The 21,507-nt window shown below is 71.9% G+C and carries 16 protein-coding genes; 4 read left to right on the top strand and 12 right to left on the bottom strand.

The genetic code is table 11. The features are described 5' to 3' along the window. Nucleotides 1-42 precede the first annotated feature (42 nt). Nucleotides 43-1,869, bottom strand: a complete 1,827-nt coding sequence (locus ACZ4Z2_RS21010) for a gamma-glutamyltransferase family protein (RefSeq protein ID WP_468078122.1) — start codon at nt 1,867-1,869, stop codon at nt 43-45. Nucleotides 1,870-1,999: 130 nt separating this feature from the next. Next, a complete protein-coding gene (locus ACZ4Z2_RS21005; RefSeq protein ID WP_468078121.1) occupies nt 2,000-2,710 on the bottom strand; it encodes a DUF4232 domain-containing protein in 711 nt (236 codons plus the stop codon). Between the two features lie 198 nt (nt 2,711-2,908). Between ACZ4Z2_RS21005 and ACZ4Z2_RS21000 the strand changes: the two genes are divergently transcribed. Then, nucleotides 2,909-3,580 (top strand): hypothetical protein, encoded by a 672-nt coding sequence (locus ACZ4Z2_RS21000; RefSeq protein ID WP_468078119.1) that lies wholly within the window; start codon nt 2,909-2,911, stop codon nt 3,578-3,580. 50 nt (nt 3,581-3,630) lie between these two features. Here ACZ4Z2_RS21000 and ACZ4Z2_RS20995 read toward each other — a convergent pair whose 3' ends face one another. The 9 genes from ACZ4Z2_RS20995 to ACZ4Z2_RS20955 all read right to left on the bottom strand — a co-directional run bounded on the left by ACZ4Z2_RS20995 (nt 3,631) and on the right by ACZ4Z2_RS20955 (nt 14,979). Beyond that, complete coding sequence (locus ACZ4Z2_RS20995) at nt 3,631-5,184, bottom strand: NCS1 family nucleobase:cation symporter-1 (RefSeq protein ID WP_468078117.1); 1,554 nt, start codon at nt 5,182-5,184, stop codon at nt 3,631-3,633. A gap of 158 nt (nt 5,185-5,342) precedes the next feature. After that, on the bottom strand, nt 5,343-6,362 hold the full coding sequence (locus ACZ4Z2_RS20990) for a TIGR03842 family LLM class F420-dependent oxidoreductase (RefSeq protein WP_468078115.1): 1,020 nt from the start codon (nt 6,360-6,362) through the stop codon (nt 5,343-5,345). Nucleotides 6,363-6,373: 11 nt separating this feature from the next. After that, a complete protein-coding gene (gene hydA, locus ACZ4Z2_RS20985) occupies nt 6,374-7,777 on the bottom strand; it encodes a dihydropyrimidinase (RefSeq protein WP_468078113.1) in 1,404 nt (467 codons plus the stop codon). 165 nt (nt 7,778-7,942) lie between these two features. Continuing rightward, nucleotides 7,943-8,785, bottom strand: a complete 843-nt coding sequence (locus ACZ4Z2_RS20980; protein WP_468078111.1) for a nitrilase-related carbon-nitrogen hydrolase — start codon at nt 8,783-8,785, stop codon at nt 7,943-7,945. 155 nt (nt 8,786-8,940) lie between these two features. After that, nucleotides 8,941-10,503 (bottom strand): PucR family transcriptional regulator, encoded by a 1,563-nt coding sequence (locus tag ACZ4Z2_RS20975; RefSeq protein WP_468078109.1) that lies wholly within the window; start codon nt 10,501-10,503, stop codon nt 8,941-8,943. Nucleotides 10,504-10,533: 30 nt separating this feature from the next. Beyond that, the gene (locus ACZ4Z2_RS20970; protein WP_468078107.1) at nt 10,534-11,820 is read right to left on the bottom strand and encodes an aspartate aminotransferase family protein; all 1,287 of its coding nucleotides are present in this window, start codon (nt 11,818-11,820) and stop codon (nt 10,534-10,536) included. Between the two features lie 61 nt (nt 11,821-11,881). Then, the gene (locus tag ACZ4Z2_RS20965) at nt 11,882-12,724 is read right to left on the bottom strand and encodes a nitrilase-related carbon-nitrogen hydrolase (RefSeq protein ID WP_468078105.1); all 843 of its coding nucleotides are present in this window, start codon (nt 12,722-12,724) and stop codon (nt 11,882-11,884) included. 199 nt (nt 12,725-12,923) lie between these two features. After that, nucleotides 12,924-14,477 (bottom strand): hypothetical protein, encoded by a 1,554-nt coding sequence (locus tag ACZ4Z2_RS20960; RefSeq protein WP_468078103.1) that lies wholly within the window; start codon nt 14,475-14,477, stop codon nt 12,924-12,926. A gap of 226 nt (nt 14,478-14,703) precedes the next feature. Beyond that, nucleotides 14,704-14,979 (bottom strand): helix-turn-helix domain-containing protein, encoded by a 276-nt coding sequence (locus ACZ4Z2_RS20955; protein ID WP_468078101.1) that lies wholly within the window; start codon nt 14,977-14,979, stop codon nt 14,704-14,706. 82 nt (nt 14,980-15,061) lie between these two features. Here ACZ4Z2_RS20955 and map point away from each other — a divergent pair, with 82 nt between their 5' ends. Further along, nucleotides 15,062-15,829, top strand: coding sequence for a type I methionyl aminopeptidase (gene map, locus ACZ4Z2_RS20950; protein WP_468078099.1), 768 nt, complete (start codon nt 15,062-15,064; stop codon nt 15,827-15,829). Between the two features lie 273 nt (nt 15,830-16,102). After that, nucleotides 16,103-18,697 (top strand): ATP-dependent Clp protease ATP-binding subunit, encoded by a 2,595-nt coding sequence (locus ACZ4Z2_RS20945; protein WP_468078097.1) that lies wholly within the window; start codon nt 16,103-16,105, stop codon nt 18,695-18,697. Here the strand turns inward: ACZ4Z2_RS20945 and ggt are convergent. Next, nucleotides 18,694-20,502, bottom strand: a complete 1,809-nt coding sequence (ggt, locus tag ACZ4Z2_RS20940) for a gamma-glutamyltransferase (RefSeq protein ID WP_468078095.1) — start codon at nt 20,500-20,502, stop codon at nt 18,694-18,696. The genes ACZ4Z2_RS20945 and ggt overlap by 4 nt on opposite strands. 218 nt (nt 20,503-20,720) lie before the next feature. Between ggt and ACZ4Z2_RS20935 the strand changes: the two genes are divergently transcribed. Continuing rightward, on the top strand, nt 20,721-21,473 hold the full coding sequence (locus tag ACZ4Z2_RS20935) for a hypothetical protein (protein WP_468078093.1): 753 nt from the start codon (nt 20,721-20,723) through the stop codon (nt 21,471-21,473). The last annotated feature ends 34 nt before the right edge of the window (nt 21,474-21,507 follow it).

Raw genomic sequence — 21,507 nt, 5'->3', positions numbered from 1 at the left:
CCATGAACAGCGGGTCCGGTGGGGCCGCGCGGTGGTTCCCGCTCAGCGTCCGACCGCGTAGCCCTGCGTGCCCCGCGGGTTGGCCGCCGCCGAGAGCACGCCGGTCTCGGGGTCGCGCGCGACCGCGCAGAGGCGGCCCTCGGACCAGGGTTCGCCGACGGTGACGTCATGGCCGCGGCGGCGCAGTTCCTCGACGACCTCCGCGGGCATGCGGGACTCGACGGTGACACTGCCGGGGCGCATGCCGCGCGGGTAGAAGGAGCCGGGGAAGCCGTCGTTGTGCCAGTTCGGGGCGTCGATGGCGCCCTGGAGGTCGAGCCCGCCCCGCACCGGTGGGCGCAGGGCGACACCCAGGAAGAAGTGCAGCTGCCACTGGTCCTGCTGGTCGCCGCCGGGCGTCCCGAACGCCATCACGGGCACCCCGTCGCGCAGCGCCAGCGAGGGGGTGAGGGTGGTGCGGGGCCGGCGCCCGGGGGTGAGCGAGTTCGGCAGCCCTTCGTCCAGCCAGGCCATCTGCAGCCGGGTGCCGAGCGGGAAACCCAGCTCGGGCACGACGGGGTTGGACTGGAGCCAGCCGCCGCTGGGCGTGGCCGCGACCATGTTGCCCCAGCGGTCGACGACGTCCAGATGGCAGGTGTCGCCCCGGGTGCCGCCGTCCGCCCCGATCTCGGGCTCCCCCGGCACCGGCGACCGCGGGCTCTTGGCGACGGTGGGCTCGCCGGCGCCCAGGGGGTTGAACCCGGGTTCGTCGGTGGCCACCACGCGCGCGTGGGCGCTCAGTCGCGGGGCGCGGCCCACCGGGCTGCCGGGCCGCAGTTCGTACGAGGCCCGCTCGCCGACGAGCGTCCGCCGCTCGGTGTTGTACGCGTCGGACAGCAGCTCGGTGAGGGGCACCGGCGCCGCGTCGCCGTACCATGCCTCCCGGTCGGCCATGGCGAGCTTGCAGCCCTCGATCAGCAGGTGCACATAGTCCGCGGACCCGTACGCGGGCAGCTCGCGCGGCAGCAGGGCGAGTTGCTGGAGGAGCACGGGGCCCTGGCTCCAGGGGCGCGCCTTGCACAGCGTCCAGCCGTTCCAGTCGCAGGTCGCCGGGGACTCGTAGGCGGCGGACCAGGCGGCCAGGTCGGCCAGGCCGAGGGTGCCGGCGTGCCGTTCGCCGCTGGTGTCGAGGGTGGGCCGCCCGGCCTGGCGTACCAGGGCCTCGGCGATGAAACCGGAGCGCCACACCTCCCGCGCCGCCTCGATACGGGCGGCGCGGTCCCCCGCCCCCTCGACCTCGGCGAGCAGGCGCCGCCAGGTCGCGGCCAGGGCGGGGTTGCGGAACAGCGCGCCGGGGCGGGGCGCCCGTCCGTCGGGGAGGTAGACCTCCGCCGAGGACACCCACTCCTTCTCGAAGAGGTCGCGCACCGACTCGACGGCCGCCCCGACGTTCTCCACGGGCGCGTGCCCGTTCTCCGCGTACCCGATGGCGTACTTCAGGACGTCGGCGAGGTCCTTGGTGCCGTAGTCGCGCAGCAGCAGCATCCAGGCGTCGAACGCGCCCGGCACGGCGGCCGCCAGGGGGCCCGTACCGGGGACGAGGTCCAGACCGAGGCCCCGGTAGTGCTCGATCGTCGCCCCGGCGGGCGCGACGCCCTGCCCGCACAGGACCCGCACCTCGCCGTCCGCGGTCGCCAGGATGATGGGGACCTCCCCGGCGGGCCCGTTGAGGTGCGGCTCGACGACGTGCAGGACGAACCCACCGGCGACGGCCGCGTCGTAGGCGTTGCCCCCCTCCTCCAGAACGGCCATCGCGCACTGCGACGCGAGCCAGTGCGTGGAGGCCACCATGCCGAAGGTCCCCTGGAGCGTCGGTCGAGTGGTGAACACAGGCGAACTCCTCACAGCACGACGATCGTCGACCGATCGTACGCAGCAGCCGAAGCCGCCCTCGGAAACGCTGCGACGGACGCCCGTTGACAGAGGCCGCGGTAACAGTCGTTCGAGGCCCCGCGACCGGTCAAGAGCCCTGCGGGGTTCTGGTCCAGGCTGTCGTGGCGAGGCGTCCGGTGTTGCCGAGGTCGAGGCCGCCCTCGGGGGTGAGCACCTGCGTGGGGCGGCCCTTCGCGGTGGCGATGCGCAGGTGGGCGGCGTTGACGGCGGGGACGTTCGCCTCGGTGACGGTGTTGCGCCAGACCAGGGAGGTGGTCGCCGACTCGCCGGGCTTCAGGGTCAGCTCGTGCGGGCCCGGGTCGGGCACACCCGTGGTGATCCTCTCCGGGCCGCGCAGGACGCTCACGTCGACGGGTTCGCGGTCCTCGTCGAGCACCTGGACCAAGGGATAGCCGTTCACCGCGTACGGCTTGGTACCGCAGTTGGTGAGCGTCACCGTCATCGCACGCAGTCCCATCGCGGCCTCGACGAGCCCCGGCAGCATGCGCGCCCCGGACGACGGGCAGGCGTCGGCGGGGTCGGCCGACGGCGCCCCGGTGGGCCGCGCCTGCGGCACCGATGGCATTCCCCCGGGCAGTTCGTCGGCGTGCACACCGCTCGGGGGTTCGGTCCCCGAGGACGCGTCGGCTGTCGAGGACGCGTCGGCCGTCGAGGGCGTGTCGCGGCCGGGGTTCACCTCGCGCTCGATCTCCTCCCCGAGTCCGCAGCCGCCGACGGCGAGGATCAGCGCGGCGGAAACGGCGACGCGGGAGGCGGTGCGGCGGGGTATCGGGATCACGGGTCCGATCCTGGCACGCGCGTCCGGTGGAAGGCGGGACTCCGGAAAGGCGCCGAAGTCGCCGCGCGGTTGAACGGTGGGGGCCGGTCACCGCGTATACACAGAGCGAGGTCGCACTTTCGCCCCACAGGCAGTCGTGTGACACTGACGTACCCCACCGACCGGCGGTACCGCCGCCTCGACCCCGAGAAGTGCGCTGTGCGTGATCTCCCTCTGCCGCTCGCCCTCACCGTGCGTCTGCTTCCGGTCGCCGTACTCGCCACGGCAGGCTGGGCGTTGTCGTCCGGTCCGTCGGACACGAGCCCGGCGGGGAAGGAGTCCGCACCGAACACCGCGTCCGGGCCCATCTCCACCTCCGAGTCCGCCCCGGCCACGTCCGCCGCGACCAAGACGTACGCGAAAGCGCCCTCGCCCTGCGCCGCCATCACAGCGAAAACGGTCAAATCCCTTGTTCCGGGCGCCAAGACGGCCGGCAAGGAAATAGCGTCCACCGATCAGTCCGTACGCCGCACCTGCTCCTGGAACGCGCTCAAGGGCTACGACTACCGCTGGCTCGACATCTCGTACGAGATTCACCAAACGGACGCGAAGGCCGAAACCACCTACAAGGAACGGATATCGCAGAAGAGCGGCGGCGGCGCGGTGCCCGGTCTCGGTGACGGGGCCTACTCGGTCGTGAACCTCACCACCGAGGACAAGCAGCAGACCCGCGAGGGCGTGGTGTACGCGCGCGTGGCCAACGCCCTGGTGGTCGTCACCTACAACGGCAGCGACTTCGAGTCGCAGAAGGCGCCCGGGACCGACGAGATCAACAAGGGCGCCATCAAGGCCGCGAAGGAGGCGGTGGCCGCGCTGGAGGGCTCCCGGTAGGGGTACGCGCTCCGCACGCGCCCACCGCCGTCACGGTCAGGGGCGTCGGCTCAGACGGCCGCCCGCTCCTTCTTCCCCTCCCCCGCCATCAGCGCCACGTACACCAGCGTCGACGCGGCGAGGCCGACCGCCCAGCCGTAGTCGGCGAGCGGCTTGAGGAACGGGATGAGTCCGTCCTCCGGGAACGGACCCGAGGAGACCCCCTCCGGGGACACCGTCGAGTACGAGCCGCCGACCGCGAGGACGCCACCGACCAGGAAGGCCGCGATGGCCCGCCAGTTCCAGCCGGAGGAGTACCAGTAGCGGCCGCCCGGTGTGTACAGGTCCGCGAGATGCAGGACCGTACGGCGGATGATCCAGTAGTCGGCGATGAGGATGCCCGCGACCGTGCCGAGCAGTCCGCCGACCAGGCCGAGCCACGTGAAGATGTAGAACTCGGGCGTGGAGATGAGCTTCCACGGGAAGATCAGGACGCCGACGACACCGGTGATCAGGGCGCCCGTACGGAAGTTGATGAGCTTCGGCGCGAGGTTCGCGAGGTCGTACGCCGGTGAGACCACGTTCGCCGCGATGTTCACGGAGATCGTCGCGATCAGCACGGTGATCAGAGCGAAGAGCAGACCGAAGGTGCTGTCGGCCTTGGCGGCGAGGGTGACCGGGTCCCAGATGGCCTCGCCGTACACGGCCTCGGAGCCGGAGGTCACGAGGACGGCCAGGATCGCGAAGAGCGTCATCGTCGTCGGCAGGCCGAGGGACTGGCCCCAGGTCTGCGCCTTCTGGCTGGCGCCGAAGCGGGTGAAGTCGGGGATGTTCAGCGAGAGCGTGGCCCAGAAGCCGATCATGCCCATGAGAGAGGGGAAGAAGACCGGCCAGAAGTCGGCGCCCCAGCCCAGCTTGGACGGCTGGTCCAGCAGCGCGCCGAACCCGTCCGCCTTGACCGCGATCCAGATCAGCAGCACGAAGGCTCCGACGATCACGAAGGGCGCGGCCCAGTTCTCGAAGTGCCGCAGGAAGTCCATGCCCCGGTAGATGATCGCGATCTGGAGTGCCCAGAAGAGGATGAAGCAGAGCCACAGCGGCCAGGGGTTGCCGGCGATCTTCCCCGCGGTCTCCCACTGGCCGCCGGTGAGCTTGGAGCCGAGGGCGAAGATGCCGCTGCCGCCGATCCAGGTCTGGATGCCGAACCAGCCGCAGGCCACGGCCGCCCGGATCATGGCCGGTATGTTCGCCCCGCGCAGACCGAAGGAGGCACGGGCGAGCACCGGGAACGGGATGCCGTACTTGGGTCCGGCATGCCCGGTGGCCAGCATCGGCAGCAGCACGATGACATTGGCCAGGGCGATGGTGAAGACGGCCTGCTTCCAGTCCATGCCGAGGGCGACCAGGCCGGAGGCCAGGGTCCAGCTGGGGATGCAGTGGGCCATGGAGATCCACAGCGCCGCGAAGTTGTACGTCGTCCACTTGCGTTCGGAGACGGGTACGGGACGCAGGTCCTCGTTGGCGAAGGGACTGTCGGCGGGGAAGGCCCCGGGGGCCAGTTCGATCCGGCCGGACGAGTCGGCGGACTGGGCCATCGGCGACCCCGGGGGCACTGTTTCGGTCATGGGCAGGCCAATCAAGGAGGCGGGACGGGAGAGAAAGGCCGTGCGGGGCCTTGTGCCCCTCCCCGGGGGAGCGGGGAGGGAGTCAAGGTGTGGGGGGTCGTGGCGGAGTGGAGCGTTCCGGATTGTGGCAGGAGCCGGCCCGGGAGGGAATCCCCTGGTCAGCCGGTGAGCGCGGGGATGACCGTGGAGCCGTACACGTCGATCACCCGCTCCTGCGCGTCGTGCATGTCGTACACGGCGAACTGGTCGACGCCGAGGTCCCGCAGCGCGTTCAGCTTCGCGATGTGCGCCTCGGGGGTGCCGATGACACAGAACCGGTCGACGATCTCGTCCGGGACGAACGCGGTGTCGGGGTTGTCGGCGCGCCCGTGGTGGGAGTAGTCGTACCCCTCGCGGGCCTTGATGTAGTCCGTGAGCTCCTCCGGTACGGCCGCGGAGTGCTCGCCGTACTTGGAGACGAGGTCGGCGACGTGGTTGCCGACCATGCCGCCGAACCAGCGGCACTGCTCACGGGCGTGGGCGAGCGCCTCGGGCGAGTCGTCCTCGGTGACGTACGCGGGGGCGGCCACGCAGATCTTCACCTCGGACGGGTCGCGCCCGGCGGCGACGGCCGCGTCCTTGACCGCCTTGACCATGTACTCGGTGAGGTACAGGTCGGAGAGCTGGAGGATGAAGCCGTCGGCCTCCTCCCCCGTCATCTTCAGGGCCTTGGGGCCGTACGCGGCCATCCAGACCGGGAGTTCGGCGTCCTCCTTGATCCAGGGGAAGCGGATCACGGTGCCGCCGAGGTCGGCCTCTCCCCCGCTGCCCAGCGAACGGATGACCTTCATGGCCTCGCTGATCCGGGCCAGCGTGTTGGGCTTGCGGCCCGCGACGCGCATCGCGGAGTCGCCGCGGCCGATGCCGCAGACGGTGCGGTTGCCGAACATGTCGTTCAGCGTGGCGAAGGTCGAGGCGGTCACCTCCCAGGTGCGGGTGCCCGGGTTGGTGACCATCGGGCCGACCTTCAGTCTCGTGGTCCGGGACAGGATCTGGCTGTAGATGACGAACGGCTCCTGCCACAGCACGGCGGAGTCGAAGGTCCAGCCGTAGCTGAAGCCGTTGTCCTCGGCGCGCTTCATCAGCTCGATGACGCGCGAGGCCGGCGGGTCGGTCTGCAGGACGAGTCCGAAGTCCATCTGCTCCGCTCCTAGGTGAGGTACTGACAGGTGGAGCGGGGGGTGTAGACGCCGTGCCCGGCGTGACCGGTGTACTCCCGCTCGGTGATGACGGGTTCGCCGCGCGAGAGGACCGTCTCGACCCGGCCGGTGGTGCGCTTGCCCTCGTACGCCGAGTAGTCGACGTTCATGTGGTGGGTCTCGGCGGACATGACCTGCTCGGCGTGCGGGTCGTAGATGACGATGTCCGCGTCGGCTCCGGGCGCGATCGTGCCCTTCTTGGGGTACATGCCGAACATGCGGGCCGGGGTCGCGCAGGCGATCTCGATCCAGCGGCGGCGCGAGATGTGCCCGTCGACGACGGCCTGGTGCAGCAGGTCCATCCGGTTCTCGACGCCCGGCAGACCGTTGGGGATCTTGGAGAAGTCACCGCGGCCGAGTTCCTTCTGCCCGACGAAGCAGAACGGGCAGTGGTCGGTGGAGACCACCTGGAGGTCGTTGGTCCGCAGGCCCTGCCACAGCTTGGCCTGGTGTTCGCGCGGCCGCAGCGGTGTGCTGCACACGTACTTGGCGCCCTCGAAGTCCGGCTCGGCGAGGTTGTCCGTCGACAGGAACAGATACTGCGGGCAGGTCTCGCCGAAGACGTTGAGCCCTTCGTCGCGTGCCCTGGCCAGCTCGGCGACCGCCTCCATCGCCGAGACGTGCACGACGTACAGGGGGGCGCCGGCGACCTGGGCGAGCCTGATGGCCCGGTGGGTCGCCTCGGCCTCCAGCAGGGCCTTGCGGACCTCGCCGTGATAGCGGGGGTCGGTCTCGCCGCGCGCCAACGCCTGCTCGACCAGCACGTCGATCGCGATGCCGTTCTCCGCGTGCATCATGATCAGGCCGCCGTTGTCTGCGGAGCGCTGCATGGCGCGCAGGATCTGGCCGTCGTCGCTGTAGAAGACGCCCGGGTAGGCCATGAACTGCTTGAAGGAGGTAACACCCTCCTCCACCAGCAGGTCCATCTCCTTGAGCGTGTCCTGGTTCACGTCGGAGACGATCATGTGGAAGCCGTAGTCGATGGCGCAGTTGCCCTCCGCCTTCGCGTGCCACGCGTCGAGGCCCTCCCGCAGGGTGTGGCCCACGCTCTGCACCGCGAAGTCGACGATGGTCGTCGTCCCGCCCCAGGCGGCGGCCCGCGTCCCCGTCTCGAAGGTGTCCGAGGCGGACGTGCCGCCGAACGGCAGCTCCATGTGGGTGTGGACGTCGACGCCGCCCGGGATGACGTACTTGCCGGTGGCGTCGAGGGTGCGGTCGGCGGTCCAGGCCGCGGCGGCCGGCGTACCGCTCGCCGCCAGAGCGGCGACTCGGCCGTCCTCGATCAGGACGTCGGCGTGGATCTCGTCCGAGGCTGTGATGACGAGACCGCCGCGGATGACTGTACGGCCGCTCATTCGGTCACGCTCCGTTCGGTTGTCGGGAAAGTGCCGGTTGTTCGTGGCTGGTCGCTCCCCCGCTCTCGACTCCGCTCGAGCGGGAGGGGCCCCCATCGCGGCGGAAGCCGCGTGTCATGCCCGGCCCCGCGCCCCGGAAGAGCCGGGGGCGCGGGGGGTGCGTCGCTACGGCGCCGTCAGCGGGCCGTACGCGTCCGGGCGGCGGTCCCTGAAGAACTGCCAGCGGTCGCGGACCTCGCGGAGCTTGGCCATGTCCAGGTCGCGGACGACCAGTTCGGTCTCCTTGTCGCTCGCCACCTCGCCGACGAACTGGGCCTCCGGGTCGACGAAGTAGGACGTGCCGTAGAAGTCGTTGTCGCCGAGGTCCTCCACGCCGACCCGGTTGATCGCGCCGATGAAGTACTCGTTGGCGACGGCCGACGCCGGCTGCTCCAGCTGCCAGAGGTAGCGGGACAGGCCGCGCGAGGTGGCCGACGGATTGAAGACGATCTCCGCTCCGCCGAGGCCCAACGCCCGCCAGCCCTCCGGGAAGTGGCGGTCGTAGCAGATGTAGACGCCGATCCTCCCGACCGCCGTGTCGAAGACGGGCCAGCCCGCGTTGCCGGGGCGGAAGTAGAACTTCTCCCAGAAGCCGGGCACCTGCGGGATGTGGTGCTTGCGGTACTTGCCGAGGTACGTGCCGTCGGCGTCGATCACGGCGGCCGTGTTGTAGAGGACGCCGGGCTGCTCCTCCTCGTACATCGGCAGCACCAGGACGAGGTGCAGCTCCTTGGCGAGCGCCTGGAAGCGCTTGACGATCGGGCCCTCGGGGATCGCCTCCGCGTACTCGTAGAACGCCTTGTCCTGCACCTGGCAGAAGTAGGGGCCGTAGAACAGCTCCTGGAAGCACATGACCTGGGCGCCCTGTGCCGCCGCGTCGCGGGCCGCCTGCTCGTGGACCTGGATCATCGATTCCTTGTCGCCGGTCCAGGCCGTCTGGAAGATGGCTGCGCGGATGACTCTGCTCATCGGGACCTCCGGTCGCTCGGTGTGAAGCGAGACTAGGAAGCCCGGAGATCGGGTTTGAGTTGCACGGTGTCACGTCTGGAGCCGCCGCGCGTTCCACCGTGTCACCTCTTCGTGGGCGCATGTTTCACCGCCGTTTTCCCAGGTCGCGGCATGTTTCAGCCCTGTTGCGCGTCGTGCGCGAGGAGGGCGATGTGCACGGACGCGGCCTGCTCGAAGTCGTCGAGGTCCACGCCCAGCCGGGCCTCTATCGCTTCGAGGCGGCGGTACAGCGCGGGCCGGCTGACGTGGTGCAGCTGGGCGGTGTGCGACTTGTTGCGGCCGGTGGCGAGATAGGTCCGCAGGACCGGCAGCAGATCCTGCTCCGCGTGCCGGTCACCGCGCAGCAGCCCGTCCAGCTCCCGCTCGGCGAATGCCTGGACGTGCGGATCGTCCCGCAGCAGCCGGATCAGACCCCGTAGATGGACGTCCCGCAGCCGTACGACGGCGGGCAGGTCGAGCCCGGTCGCCGACTGGGCGACGGCGTCGGCGACATGCCGCGCCTCGCGCAGTCCCGCCGGTACCTCCTCCCAGGTGATGCGCGGCTCGGCCGCCGCCACGACCGTGCCGCGCACCCCGGACTCCGAGCGCAGCCGGGTCGCGAAGTGCGCGGTGAGCGCCTGCGCGTCCTGGTCCCGGGCGAGGCTCAGCAGGACGGCGGTGGCGCCCTCGGCGAGTTCGGCGACGAGCCCGGCGAGGCCCAGTATCCGCAGCACGCGGTCGAGTTGGGCGGGGTCGCCGTCGCGCACGACGAGCGGCACGAACGTCCGGCGGTTGACGGGCAGCCCGGCCGCCCGCGCCCTCGGCAGCAGTTGTCGGGCCGGTACGACACCGGAGACCAGGTCGGTCAGCAGGCTCTGCGCGGACTGCTCCTCCCAGCTGTGGGCGGTGCCGCCGAGCATGCGGTGCAGGACGAGTGCCTCGGCGGCCCGGTCGGCGAGGAGCCGCCCGGTGGCCGTGTCGCCGCGGTAGCCGCACAGCACGAGCCGGCCCCAGCGCTCTCCGCGTCCGCCCAGTTCGGCGCGGATCCAGCCGTCGCCCTCGGTGCCGCCCGCCTGGCGTGAGATGCGTTCCCAGTCGCGCAGCACGTCGTCGACGGCGGGCCGCTCGCCCGCCGTGGCGAGGACGCGGTGGGCGAGGTTGGTGACGACGAGCGGGCAGCCCGCGTGCTGGGCGATTTCGTCGAGCAGCCCTTGCAGGGGGGCGCCGGCCGTGATGAGGCCGGTCAGCGCGGTCCGTACGGACTCGGAGAGGCTCACGGCGGCGAACTTCCGCCGCACGAGCCGGGACTGCACCTCCTCCGTCAGCTCGGCGAAGGGGAACGGCCGGTGCAGCACCACCATGGGCAGTCCGCAGCGCTCCGCCGCACGGCGCATCACGTCGGGCGGCGTCGGGAAGGCCCGGCCGAGACCGAGGACGACGGCCGCGGCCTCCGCCCGGTGCAGGGAGCGGATGTACTCGGCCTGCGCCTCCTCGTCGCCGGCGAGAAGGACCCCGGTGGTGAGGACCATCTCGCCCCCGGTGAGCATGACGCCGACGTCGGGGGCCTCGGCGACGTGCACCCAGCGCACGGGCCGGTCGAGCTGGCCGGCCCCGGCCACCACCTCGGGCTCTCCGGCGAGGACCCGGTCCAGGCTGAGGACCTGGCGTACCGACAGGACGGGTTCCAAGGCGGTGGTCATGCGGCGTTCCCCAGATCTGCTCTTGTGGCGTTACCGAATGCTCCTCAGAGCACGTTCCAGGGCGTCGGCGCCCTCCTCCGCCTCGGCGACGGTCAGGGAGAGCGGAGGCGCGATGCGCAGGGCGCTGGTGTTGTGGCCGCCGCCCTTGCCGATCAGCAGGCCCTCCCGGCGGGCGGCTTCGAGGACGGCCGCGGCCGCCTCCGGGTTCGCCTCCTCGGTGCCCGGCCTCACCAGCTCGACACCGATCATCAGACCCCGCCCGCGGACCTCCTTCACCGCAGGGACCTGCGCCGTGATCGCCCGGAGCCGCTCGATGAGCAGCCCGCCGACGCGGCGCGCGTTGCCCTGGAGGTCGTGCTCGACCAGGTAGTTGAGGTTGGCGAGGCCGGCGGCCATGGTGATCTGGGTGCCGCCGAAGGTGGAGATGGAGTTGCTGTCGAGGCAGTTCATGACCTCGGAGCGGGCGACGACACCGCCGATGGACATGCCGTTGCCGATGCCCTTGGCGAAGGTCATGATGTCGGGCGGTCCGTTCTGGCCGTGCGCCTGCCAGCCCCAGAAGTTGTCGCCGGTGCGGCCCCAGCCGGTCTGCACCTCGTCGGCGATCCACAGCACGCCGTGCCGTTGGAGCACCTCGCGGAAGGCCGCGTACAGGCCGTCCGGCGGTGAGGTGAAGCCGCCGACGCCCTGGATCGGCTCGGCGATCAGCGCGGCGGGCGGGCGGACGTGGCCGAGCAGGTCCTCCAGGTCGGCCACGCAGGCCGCGATGAAGTCGGCGTCACCGAGGTCGGCGTAGGGGCCTCGGGTGCGGACGCCGCCGTGCACGTACAGCGTCTGGAGCGGGGACAGCGACGTCGGCGACCAGCCCTTGTTGCCGGTGATGCCGACGGCGCTGAAGGAGCGGCCGTGGTAGCTGTTGCGCATGGCCAGGATCTGGTTGCTCTGCCGGTACGTCGTCGCCAGCAGCAGCGCGGTGTCGTTGGCCTCGGTGCCGGAGGTGGTGAAGAAGACCCGGGCGTCGGGGATGCCGGACATCTGGGCGATGCGTTCGGCCAGTTCCACCATCGGCCGGTTGAGGTAGAGCGTGGAGGAGTGGATGATCCGCCCGGCCTGCTCGCTCACCGCCTTGGTGACCTCGGGCAGCGCGTGCGCCGTCATCGTGGTGAGGATGCCGCCGAAGAAGTCGAGGTACTTGTTGCCGGCGGCGTCCCAGACGTGGCGGCCCTCACCGTGGGTGATCTCCAGGGGGTCCGCGTAGTAGAGCGCGAGCCAGTCGGGCAGCACGGCCTTGTGGCGGCCGAGCAGTTCGTCGGTCACGGCTGCACCACTCCTTTCACGGCGGTACGGGTGTGACGTGTCAGGGCTGTACGTGCCCACGTCAGGGCTGTACGAGTCCTTCGTACGCGTCCGGCCTGCGGTCCCGGTAGAACGCCCACTGCGTGCGCACGTTCTCGATCAGGTCGAAGTCGAGATCGCGTACGACGAGCTCCTCGTGCCGGTCGCTCGCCGGGTCGCCGACGAACTGGCCGCGCGGGTCGACGAAGTACGAGGTGCCGTAGAAGTCGTTGTCGCCGTACTCCTCGACGCCGACCCGGTTGATCGCGGCGACGAAGTACTCGTTGGCCACGGCCGCGGCGGGCTGTTCGAGCCGCCAGAGGTGGGAGGACAGTCCCCGGTGGGTGGCGGAGGGGTTGTAGACGAGCTGGGCGCCGTTCAGGCCGAGCTGGCGCCAGCCCTCCGGGAAGTGGCGGTCGTAGCAGATGTAGACGCCGACCTTGCCGACGGAGGTGTCGAAGACCGGCCAGCCCAGGTTCCCGGGCTTGAAGTAGTACTTCTCCCAGAAGCCCTTGACCTGGGGGATGTGGTGCTTGCGGTACTTGCCGAGGTAGGTGCCGTCGGAGTCGATCACGGCGGCGGTGTTGTAGTAGAAGCCGGACTGCTCGACCTCGAAGACCGGGACGACGATCACCATGCCGGTCTCGCGGGCCAGCTCCCGCATCCGTGTGACGGTCGGGCCGTCGGGCACGGGCTCCGCCCAGGCGTAGTGCTCCGGCTCCTGCACCTGGCAGAAGTACGGGGCGTTGAAGACCTCCTGGAAGCCGATCACCTCGGCGCCCTGCCGGGCCGCCTCGCGGGCGTGCTCGACGTGCTTGGCGACCATGGATTCCGTGTCGCCGGTCCAGGTCGCCTGGACGAGGGCGGCGCGTACGACGTTGGCCATGTCAGCTGCTCCTTCGACCGGGAAGTCAGAGAGCCTCTACGCCCGTAGAAGCGGGCCCGTAGAGGCTCGAAAGTAAGCCTCGCCGACGGGCTGGGCAAGACCATCGCCGTTAACCGGCCGAGTCGATCACGTTTCGCACTCCAGTGGGTGATCACCTCCGCGTCCCCGCGCGGAGGACCCGCCGCGGCGCGGGTGGCCGTCAGGCGAGTCCGGCGACGCGCAGGGCGTGCGCCACGTCCCGGTGGCGGTCCCGCGACACGGCGCGGGCCGCTTCCACGACCATACGCGTCAGCCGCTGCGGGTGCGCCTCCGCGACGCGCGCCGCTTCCTCGGGCGTGCGCATGCGTACATATGCGTCGAGCAGCGCACGCGCCTGTCGCTCGCGCCCCTCTTCGGTGAGCTCGAGCGCCGCCTCGCCGATCTCCTCGGCGGGCCGCGCGACGCCCTGCCGCAGCAGTTGCTCGCCGTCGGCGCCGCGCCCGACGGCGTTCAGGGCGTCGACGACGGCGACCAGCCCGTCCATGGGCAGCGAGGCGGCCTCCCACAGCAGGGTCGCCCAGTCGGCGGCCAGTCCTGCCCGGTGCATGTCAGCCGCGAGCAGGGGGAAGCGGGCGGCGGGCCAGTGGGCGACCTCCACGAGCAGGGCGTGCGCCTGACCGCTGCGCCCCTCCTGACGCAGCCGCAGCAGCCGCTCGACGGTCCCGGCGACCTCCCGCCGCGCCTCGTCGTCCAGCGGCTGCCGGGCCGGCCCCTCCTCCCGCTGCGGCGACGCGGCCTTCTCGGCGGCCCCGGCGTAGCGTGCGCCCCGGGGCGCACGGCGCTTGGGTACGGCTGCCTGCGCGGGCGCGCTCTCGGGCACGACGACGGGCGCCTCCTCCGGCTCGACGGCACCCGCGAAACGGGCACCGCCACGAGGGCGCCGCTTGGACCGCTTCCTGACGGGGGCCTCCTCCTCAGCGTCGGGAGCGGAGGGTTCGTGGGCGGTCGCTTCATGAGCGGTCGGTTCGGGAGCTGACGATTCGTGAGTCGAGGCTTCGGGAGCGGGGCGATGGGGCGCCGCACCGAAGAGGGGATCACCGTCCGGGGCGGGCCCGCCGGGGGCCGGGAAGGCGTGGGCGTGGGCGTGGGCATACGTCCGGCCGCCGGGTGCCGCCGTGCCCGGCCCGCGCTCTTCCGCCTCCGGGGGGACGTCACCGGGGGAATGGTCCGGAAAGCGCGTCGCGCCCCGCACAGGCAGGTGCGGGGCGCGACGGTCGAGGGTCTCCATGCGGGCGCGCAGTTCGGCGCAGCGGGCCCTGGCCCGTTCGTGGTCGTCGTGGGCCCAGGCCAGGTCGAGACGGAGGGACTCGGCCTCCTCCCGGGTGGTGGCCGCAGGGAGCCGGCGGTTCAGTTCGGCGGTGCGTTCGGCGGCGTAGCGCTGCTCGCGGAGCATGACGTCGAGCCGGTCGCCGAGGGCGTCCCGGCCGCCGGGCCGGGCGTCGTACGCGGCGAGCGAGGCGCTGTGCAGGGCGCGGGCCCGCTCGGTCTCCTGGACGGCGGCCGCAGGACCGTACGCGGTGCGGAGGTCGTGCATCAGCGCTTCGACGACGTCCCACGGCGGAACCTCCAGGCCGTCGAGGCAGGCCCGCATGCCGTCGGGGTCGCGCCGCCAGAAGACGGCGCACCAGCCGCCGCCCTGGTCCAGCTTCGTCATCAGCTTGTTCAGGTATCCCGCGAACTCCCGAACCTCGACCGGGAGTTGATCCACAGCCATCGCACGCTCCCCGGCCGACTGGAGTGCCCCGGCCGCCCAGAAAACACCAGCCGTGTTACAGGGAGGCTACGCGGAGTTTTCGGACCGGACGCGGAGTGCTGTGCGCGGCCGTCCGGCGCCCGTGCGTGAGGGCTTCAGGCCACGCGAGGACGGACTCCGGCCAGGTGCCCGTACGAAGGGCGCGCCTCCAGCCAGGTGCCCGCACGAAGAGCGCGCCTCGGCCCGCTCAGGCCACCGCCGCCGGCGGCGGCACGGCCTCCACCGGCGTGCAGCGTCCGGCGAGTTCGTCCATGGAGAGGCCGAGCGTGCGGGCCAGGGCGGCGATCGTGAAGAAGGCCGGGGTGGGGGCGCGGCCGGTCTCGATCTTGCGGAGCGTCTCCGCGGAGATGCCCGCGCCCGCGGCGATCTCCGCCATGCTGCGACCGCCGCGGGCCTCCCGCAGCAACCGGCCGAGCCGCTCGCCGCGTTCGCGCTCTTCGGGGGTCAGAGGGGTGCGCACCATGCGCCCATTCTAATACCGCGCCCCGCCCCCGGACCCGGATGACCGGCATTAGAATTGGGCATCGACCGGTATAGTAATTGGCATGGTGGAACTGAAGACGGACGCGTCCGTCGACGCGATGTACGAGGCCGGGCAGGTCGTGGGACGGGCGCTCTCCGCGGTGCGCAAGGCCGCCGACGTGGGTGTCTCCCTGCTCGAACTGGACGAGGTGGCGCGCGGGGTGCTGCGTGGGGCGGGCGCCACGTCGCCGTTCCTCGGCTACCGGCCCTCGTTCGCGCCGACGCCGTTCCCGGCGGTGATCTGCGCCTCGGTGAACGACGCGATCGTGCACGGCATCCCGACCTCCTACCGGCTCCGCGACGGCGACCTCGTCTCCATCGACTGCGGGGCCCGGCTGGGCGGCTGGGCCGGGGACTCGGCGATCAGCTTCGTCGTGGGCGAGCCGCGCCCGGCCGACCTGCGGCTGATCGAGACCGCGGAGCGGGCGCTGGAGGCGGGCATCGAGGCCGCCGTCGTCGGCAACCGGATCGGCGACATCGCCCACGCCGTCGGCTCCGTGTGCCGGGCCGCCGGGTACGGCGTCCCCGACGGCTTCGGCGGGCACGGCATCGGGCGCCAGATGCACGAGGACCCGTCCGTTCCGAACGAGGGGCGTCCCGGCCGGGGGCTGCCCCTGCGGCACGGCCTGGTGCTCGCGATCGAGCCGATGCTGACCGGCGGCGGCCAGGACGGGTACCACGCTGCCCCGGACGGCTGGACCCTCCGCACGGACGACGGCTCCCGCGCGGCCCACGTGGAACACACGGTGGCCGTCACGGACGCGGGGCCGAGGGTACTGACCGCACGGTAGAGCGCCGCGGGCCCACCGACGCGGTTCCGGTTGCGGGTGCGTGGGGTTGTTCGCGCAGTTCCCCGCGCCCCTGAAGGAACGGGCCTGCGGCCCGCCCTTCATATGAAAAGCACGGGCGCAGCCCGGTCGCTTTTCAGGGGCGCGGGGAACTGCGCGTCAGGGGCGCGGGGAACTGCGCGAGCAGCCACAACCCACCCGCAACCGACCCACGCACCCCCACCCCAACGGCGCCCCCGGGGTGTAGCCGCGCGGCGACAGGGCACTCGCGTGCCAATGAACAGCGGATTCCCGGGGCCCCAGGGCTACGGTCCGGACCCCTTCAGTGAGTTCTTCGCACGCTTCTTCGGCGGCCCCCGCCCCCAGCGCATCGAGATCGGCCGGCTGATGAGCGGCCAGGCCCGGCAGCTGGTGGCGGACGCGGCGGCGTACGCGGCGCAGCACGGCAGCAGCGACCTGGACACCCAGCATCTGCTGCGCGCCGCGCTCACCGCCGAGCCGACCCGAAGTCTGGTGGCCCGCGCGGGCGCCGATCCGGACGCGCTCGCCGGCGAGATCGACGAGCGGTCGGGCCCGGCACGGCACAAACCCGGCCAAGGGCCGGCGCCCGCGTCGCTCGCCCTGACCCCGGCGGTCAAACGGGCCCTGCTGGACGCCCACGAGCTGGCCCGCTCCACCGGCTCCGGTTACATCGGCCCCGAACACGTCCTGAGCGCCCTCGCCGCCAACCCGGACTCGGCGGCCGGGCACATCCTGAACGCCGCGCATCTGTCGGCCGCGTCACTGCCGCCCGAGGCGTCGGAGCCGCCGGCGAACGGTGCCCAGCCCGGCCTGCCGCGCCCCGTGTACCCACAGTCCGAACTGCCGCGCCGCGCTGCCACGCCGACCCTCGACAAGTACGGGCGCGATCTGACCGAGCAGGCGCGCCAGGGCCGTATCGACCCGGTGATCGGGCGGGACGAGGAGATCGAGCAGACCGTCGAGGTGCTGTCGCGGCGGGGCAAGAACAACCCGGTCCTCATCGGCGAGGCGGGCGTCGGCAAGACCGCGATCGTGGAGGGGCTGGCGCAGCGCATCGCGGAGGGCGACGTGCCCGATGTGCTGGCCGGGCGCCGGGTGGTCGCCCTGGACCTGTCCGGGGTGGTCGCCGGCACCCGCTACCGGGGCGACTTCGAGGAGCGGCTGACGAACATCGTCGACGAGATCCGCGCGCACTCGGAGGAGCTGATCGTCTTCATCGACGAACTGCACACCGTCGTGGGCGCCGGTTCCGGCGAGAGCGGCGCGATGGACGCGGGCAACATCCTCAAGCCGGCCCTGGCGCGCGGCGAACTGAACGTCGTGGGTGCGACGACGCTGGAGGAGTACCGCAGGATCGAGAAGGACGCGGCGCTGGCCCGCCGGTTCCAGCCGGTGCTGGTCTCCGAGCCGTCCGTCGCCGACGCGCTGGAGATCCTGCGCGGACTGCGCGACCGGTACGAGGCCCACCACCAGGTCCGTTACACCGACGAGGCGCTGACGGCGGCCGTGGACCTGTCCGACCGGTACCTCTCCGACCGGCGGCTGCCCGACAAGGCGATCGACCTGATGGACCAGGCGGGCGCCCGGGTGCGGTTGCGCTCCCGCACGAAGGGGACGGACGTTCGCGCCCTGGAGCGGGAGATCGAGCAGCTGACCCGGGACAAGGAGCAGGCGGTCGCGAGCGAGCAGTACGAGCAGGCCACGCGACTGCGGGACCGGATAGCCGAGTTGAAGGAGCGGGTCGCCGAGGGCCGGGAGGAGGACCGGGCCGACGACGGGCAGAGCCTGGCGATCACCGCCGAGGACATCGCCGAGGTGGTGTCCCGGCAGACCGGCATCCCGGTCAGCAGCCTCACCCAGGAGGAGAAGGAACGGTTGCTCGGGCTGGAGGAGCACCTGCACCGGCGGGTCGTCGGGCAGGACGAGGCGGTGGGCGCGGTTGCCGACGCGGTGCTGCGCTCGCGCGCCGGGCTGTCCAGCCCCGACCGGCCCATCGGCAGCTTCCTCTTCCTCGGTCCGACCGGTGTCGGCAAGACGGAGCTGGCCCGCGCGCTGGCGGAGGCCCTCTTCGGCAGCGAGGACCGGATGGTCCGCCTCGACATGAGCGAGTACCAGGAGCGGCACACGGTCAGCCGGCTGGTCGGCGCCCCGCCCGGCTACGTCGGCCACGAGGAGGCCGGGCAGCTCACCGAGACCGTACGGCGGCACCCGTACTCGCTGCTGTTGCTGGACGAGGTGGAGAAGGCGCACCCGGATGTGTTCAACATCCTGCTGCAGGTCCTCGACGACGGCCGGCTCACCGACTCCCAGGGCCGTACGGTCGACTTCACCAACACGGTGATCGTCATGACGAGCAATCTGGGCTCGGACGCGATCACGCGCCGCGGGGCCGGGCTGGGCTTCGGGGCGGGCGGTGCCGAGGCGGCCGAGGAGGACCGGCGCGAGCGGATCCTCAGGCCGCTGAGGGAGCACTTCCGACCCGAGTTCCTCAACCGCATCGACGAGATCGTGGTGTTCCGGCAGCTCACCGCCGACCAACTGCGGCGCATCACCGACCTGTTGCTGATGCGGACCCGGCAGCGGCTGCACGCGCAGGGCGTCGGCGTCGAGTTCACCGACGAGGCCGTCGACTGGCTCGCCCGCCACGGTCACCAGCCGGAGTACGGGGCCCGGCCGCTGCGCCGCACGATCCAGCGGGAGGTCGACAACCCCCTGTCCCGCCTCCTCCTCGACGGCCGGCTGCCGTCGGGCAGCAGGGTGCGGGTGGAGACGGAGGACGGGCGGCTCGCCTTCCGTACGACGACGCCGCCCGCCCGGGGTTCTGCTCCGAGTGGACGAGACGCGGGCTAACGCGTCGGGCGCACCACCATCGCCGAGCCGCCGCCGCGGCGGGCCGTCTCGGCGGCGGCCAGCCACTTGCCGTTCGGCAGCCGCTGGACGCCGGTGACCGCGCCGATCTCCGGGTTCTGGCGGAAAGCGTGCCCGATGGCTTCGAGGCGGCCCTTCAGAGGGCTGTTCCACAGGCCGGGTTCGAGTTCGGTGGTGGTCTGGTTGCGCTGGCTGGCGCGGGGCGCGGCGATGGCGTCGACCAGCGGCAGGCCCCGGTCGAGGAAGCCGGTGAGGTTCTGCAGGACGGTGGTGATGATGGTGGCGCCGCCCGGCGAGCCGAGCGCCACCACCGGCCTGCCGTGCTTGTCCAGCACGATGGTCGGCGACATCGACGAGCGCGGCCGCTTGCCCGGCCCCGGCAGATTGGGGTCGTGCACGGCCGGGTTGGCCGGGGCGAAGGAGAAGTCCGTCAGCTCGTTGTTGAGCAGGAAGCCCCGGCCGGGCACGGTGATGCCGCTGCCGCCGGTCTGCTCGATGGTGAGCGTGTACGAGACGACGTTGCCCCACTTGTCGGCGACGGTGAGGTGGGTGGTGCTGTCGCCCTCGTAGGTGGTGGGCGCGGCCGTGCCGCCGGTGGAGCAGGCCGCCGGGTGGCGCGGGTCGCCGGGAGCGACGGGGCTGGTGAGCACCGCGTCGTCCTTGATCAGGCAGCCCCGGGAGTCGGCGTACCGCTGTGACAGCAGTTCCCTCGTCGGTACGTCCTCGAAAGCGGGGTCGCCCACCCAGCGGCCCCGGTCGGCGAACGACACGCGGCTCGCCTCGATGAGGCGGTGCAGGTACTGGACGTCGCTCGCCTTCGACAGGTCGGTCCGCTCCAGGATGTTGAGCGCCTCGGCGACCGTGGTGCCGCCGGAGGAGGAGGGGGCCATGCCGTAGACGTCGAGTCCGCGGTAGGACGCCTTGGTGGGCGCCTGGCGCTTGGTGCGGTACGCGGCGAGGTCGGCGGTGGTCAGGTCGCCGGGGCGGGCGTTGTAGCCCGAAGCGGGGTCGACGGGCGGCTTGTTGACGGTGTCGACGATGTCCCGGGCGATCTCGCCCTTGTACAGCGCGCCGACGCCCTCGCGGCCCAACTCGGCGTACGTGCGGGCCAGGTCGGGGTTCTTCAGCGTCGAGCCGACCACCGGCAGTTGTCCGCCGGGCAGATAGAGGTCGGCGGTGGCGGGGAAGTTGCGGAACCGGGCCTCGTTGGCGGCGGTCTGGGCGCGGAAGGTGGCGTCGACGGTGAAGCCGTCGCGGGCCAGCCTCTCGGCGGGCTTGAGCAGGGTGGCGAGCGGTTTGCTGCCCCAGCTGCGCAGCGCGGTCCGCCAGGTGGCCGGCGTGCCGGGCGTGCCGACGCCCAGTCCGCTCGTCACGGCCTCGGCGAACGGGATGGGCGTGCCGTTCTCCAGGAAGAGGCCCTCGTCGGCGCTGAGCGGCGCGGTCTCGCGGCCGTCGACGGTGTGGACCCTGCGGGTCGCGGCGTCGTAGTAGACGAAGTAGCCGCCCCCGCCGATGCCGGCCGAGTACGGCTCGGTGACCCCGAGGGCGGCGGCGGTCGCGACGGCCGCGTCCACGGCGTTGCCGCCCTTCCTGAGGACCTCGATCCCGGCGGCCGAGGCGTCCGGGTCGACGCTCGCGACGGCACCGCCGTAGCCGACGGCGACCGGCACCTTCTCGACGGGGTCGGTCGCGGCGGACGTCGGCGGCGCCGCCGCCCCCACGGACACCACGGCGGACACCGCCGCCAGAACCGTCAGTTTCCGCGCGACAGGGCGACGCAGACGCATCAGTACCTCCAGTCAACGACCGTTCGCGCAGACTAACGTGGCCGCCGCGCCCCCGTCAGCGGCGTCTCGGCCAACTGGCCGTCCCGCGACCCGCCCGCCGGAGGACGGCGTACGGGGAGAACCGCACAGGTGACCGAGTGGACGACCGGACGCGGCCGTCCACAGAATCGGACAGGGATTCGGACAGCGTTCCGTCGCGCCCGCTACCATGCGCGGCCATGAATGACGACGTGCGCAATATCGTCCTCGGCGTGATCGCGGCGGGCATCAGTGCCTCGGTGGGCTGGTTCGTCCGGACCTATCTGTGGAAGCGCAGGCTCCGCCGCAAGCAGGCGTTCTTCGGGCTGCCCGAGAGCTCCGAGTCGCTGCTGGTGGTCAACCGCGACCCCTCCAGCGCGGATCTGGCGGTGCACCGCTTCGACGTGTTCGCCCTGCTGGAGCTGTCCGCCCTGATCAAGGACTGCGGCGCGCACGCGCAGATCGTCACCCAGGACGCCGCGCAGCAGGGTTTCGGCGAACGCACCGAGTTCTGCGTGGGAGGGCCCGGCTCGAATCGCCGGGTGGCGGCCCACCTGGGGGCGTTGCTCCCGGGCGTACGGTTCAATCCCAGCCCCGAACCGGGTCCCGACCGGGGTGCCCTGTATGTCGGCGGCGAGTGCTACCGGTTGGAGCCGGGTGTCAACGAGCACGTCATCCTGGCCCGGCTGACCACGGGTCAGGAGCGGAGCCGCCCGGTCTTCCTCTTCTGCGGCCAGCGCGCGATCGACAACCAGGCGGCGACCCGCTATCTGGCCCGCCATCACGAGCGTCTGCACCGCAAGTACGGCACGGGCAGCTTCGTCCTGCTCCTGAAGGTGGTGAACTCCCAGGCGTACGGCCCCGACGTGGTGGAACTCGTGGCCGACGTCACACGCGCGGCCCAGACGCCGGCCTCTCCGGTTCCGGCCCCGGCGTCGCACCGCGCATCATGAGGGCGGGCGGTCGGGGCCGCGTTCAACTGTTACC

It is taken from the genome of Streptomyces sp. NPDC030183, assembly GCF_055573455.1.
Note: the sequence above shows the minus strand (reverse complement) of the source record. Positions and strands in the feature narration are given on the sequence as shown.

Bases quoted from the DNA above. Each gene is read 5' to 3' on its own strand.
- ACZ4Z2_RS20960 (WP_468078103.1), bottom strand. From the start codon at position 14,477: ATGGCTGTGGATCAACTCCCGGTCGAGGTTCGGGAGTTCGCGGGATAC.
- ACZ4Z2_RS20965 (WP_468078105.1), bottom strand. From the start codon at position 12,724: ATGGCCAACGTCGTACGCGCCGCCCTCGTCCAGGCGACCTGGACCGGC.
- ACZ4Z2_RS20975 (WP_468078109.1), bottom strand. From the start codon at position 10,503: ATGACCACCGCCTTGGAACCCGTCCTGTCGGTACGCCAGGTCCTCAGC.
- ACZ4Z2_RS20935 (WP_468078093.1), top strand. From the start codon at position 20,721: ATGAATGACGACGTGCGCAATATCGTCCTCGGCGTGATCGCGGCGGGC.
- ggt (WP_468078095.1), bottom strand. From the start codon at position 20,502: ATGCGTCTGCGTCGCCCTGTCGCGCGGAAACTGACGGTTCTGGCGGCG.
- ACZ4Z2_RS20980 (WP_468078111.1), bottom strand. From the start codon at position 8,785: ATGAGCAGAGTCATCCGCGCAGCCATCTTCCAGACGGCCTGGACCGGC.
- ACZ4Z2_RS20955 (WP_468078101.1), bottom strand. From the start codon at position 14,979: ATGGTGCGCACCCCTCTGACCCCCGAAGAGCGCGAACGCGGCGAGCGG.
- ACZ4Z2_RS20945 (WP_468078097.1), top strand. From the start codon at position 16,103: ATGAACAGCGGATTCCCGGGGCCCCAGGGCTACGGTCCGGACCCCTTC.
- ACZ4Z2_RS20990 (WP_468078115.1), bottom strand. From the start codon at position 6,362: ATGGACTTCGGACTCGTCCTGCAGACCGACCCGCCGGCCTCGCGCGTC.
- map (WP_468078099.1), top strand. From the start codon at position 15,062: ATGGTGGAACTGAAGACGGACGCGTCCGTCGACGCGATGTACGAGGCC.
- ACZ4Z2_RS20995 (WP_468078117.1), bottom strand. From the start codon at position 5,184: ATGACCGAAACAGTGCCCCCGGGGTCGCCGATGGCCCAGTCCGCCGAC.
- hydA (WP_468078113.1), bottom strand. From the start codon at position 7,777: ATGAGCGGCCGTACAGTCATCCGCGGCGGTCTCGTCATCACAGCCTCG.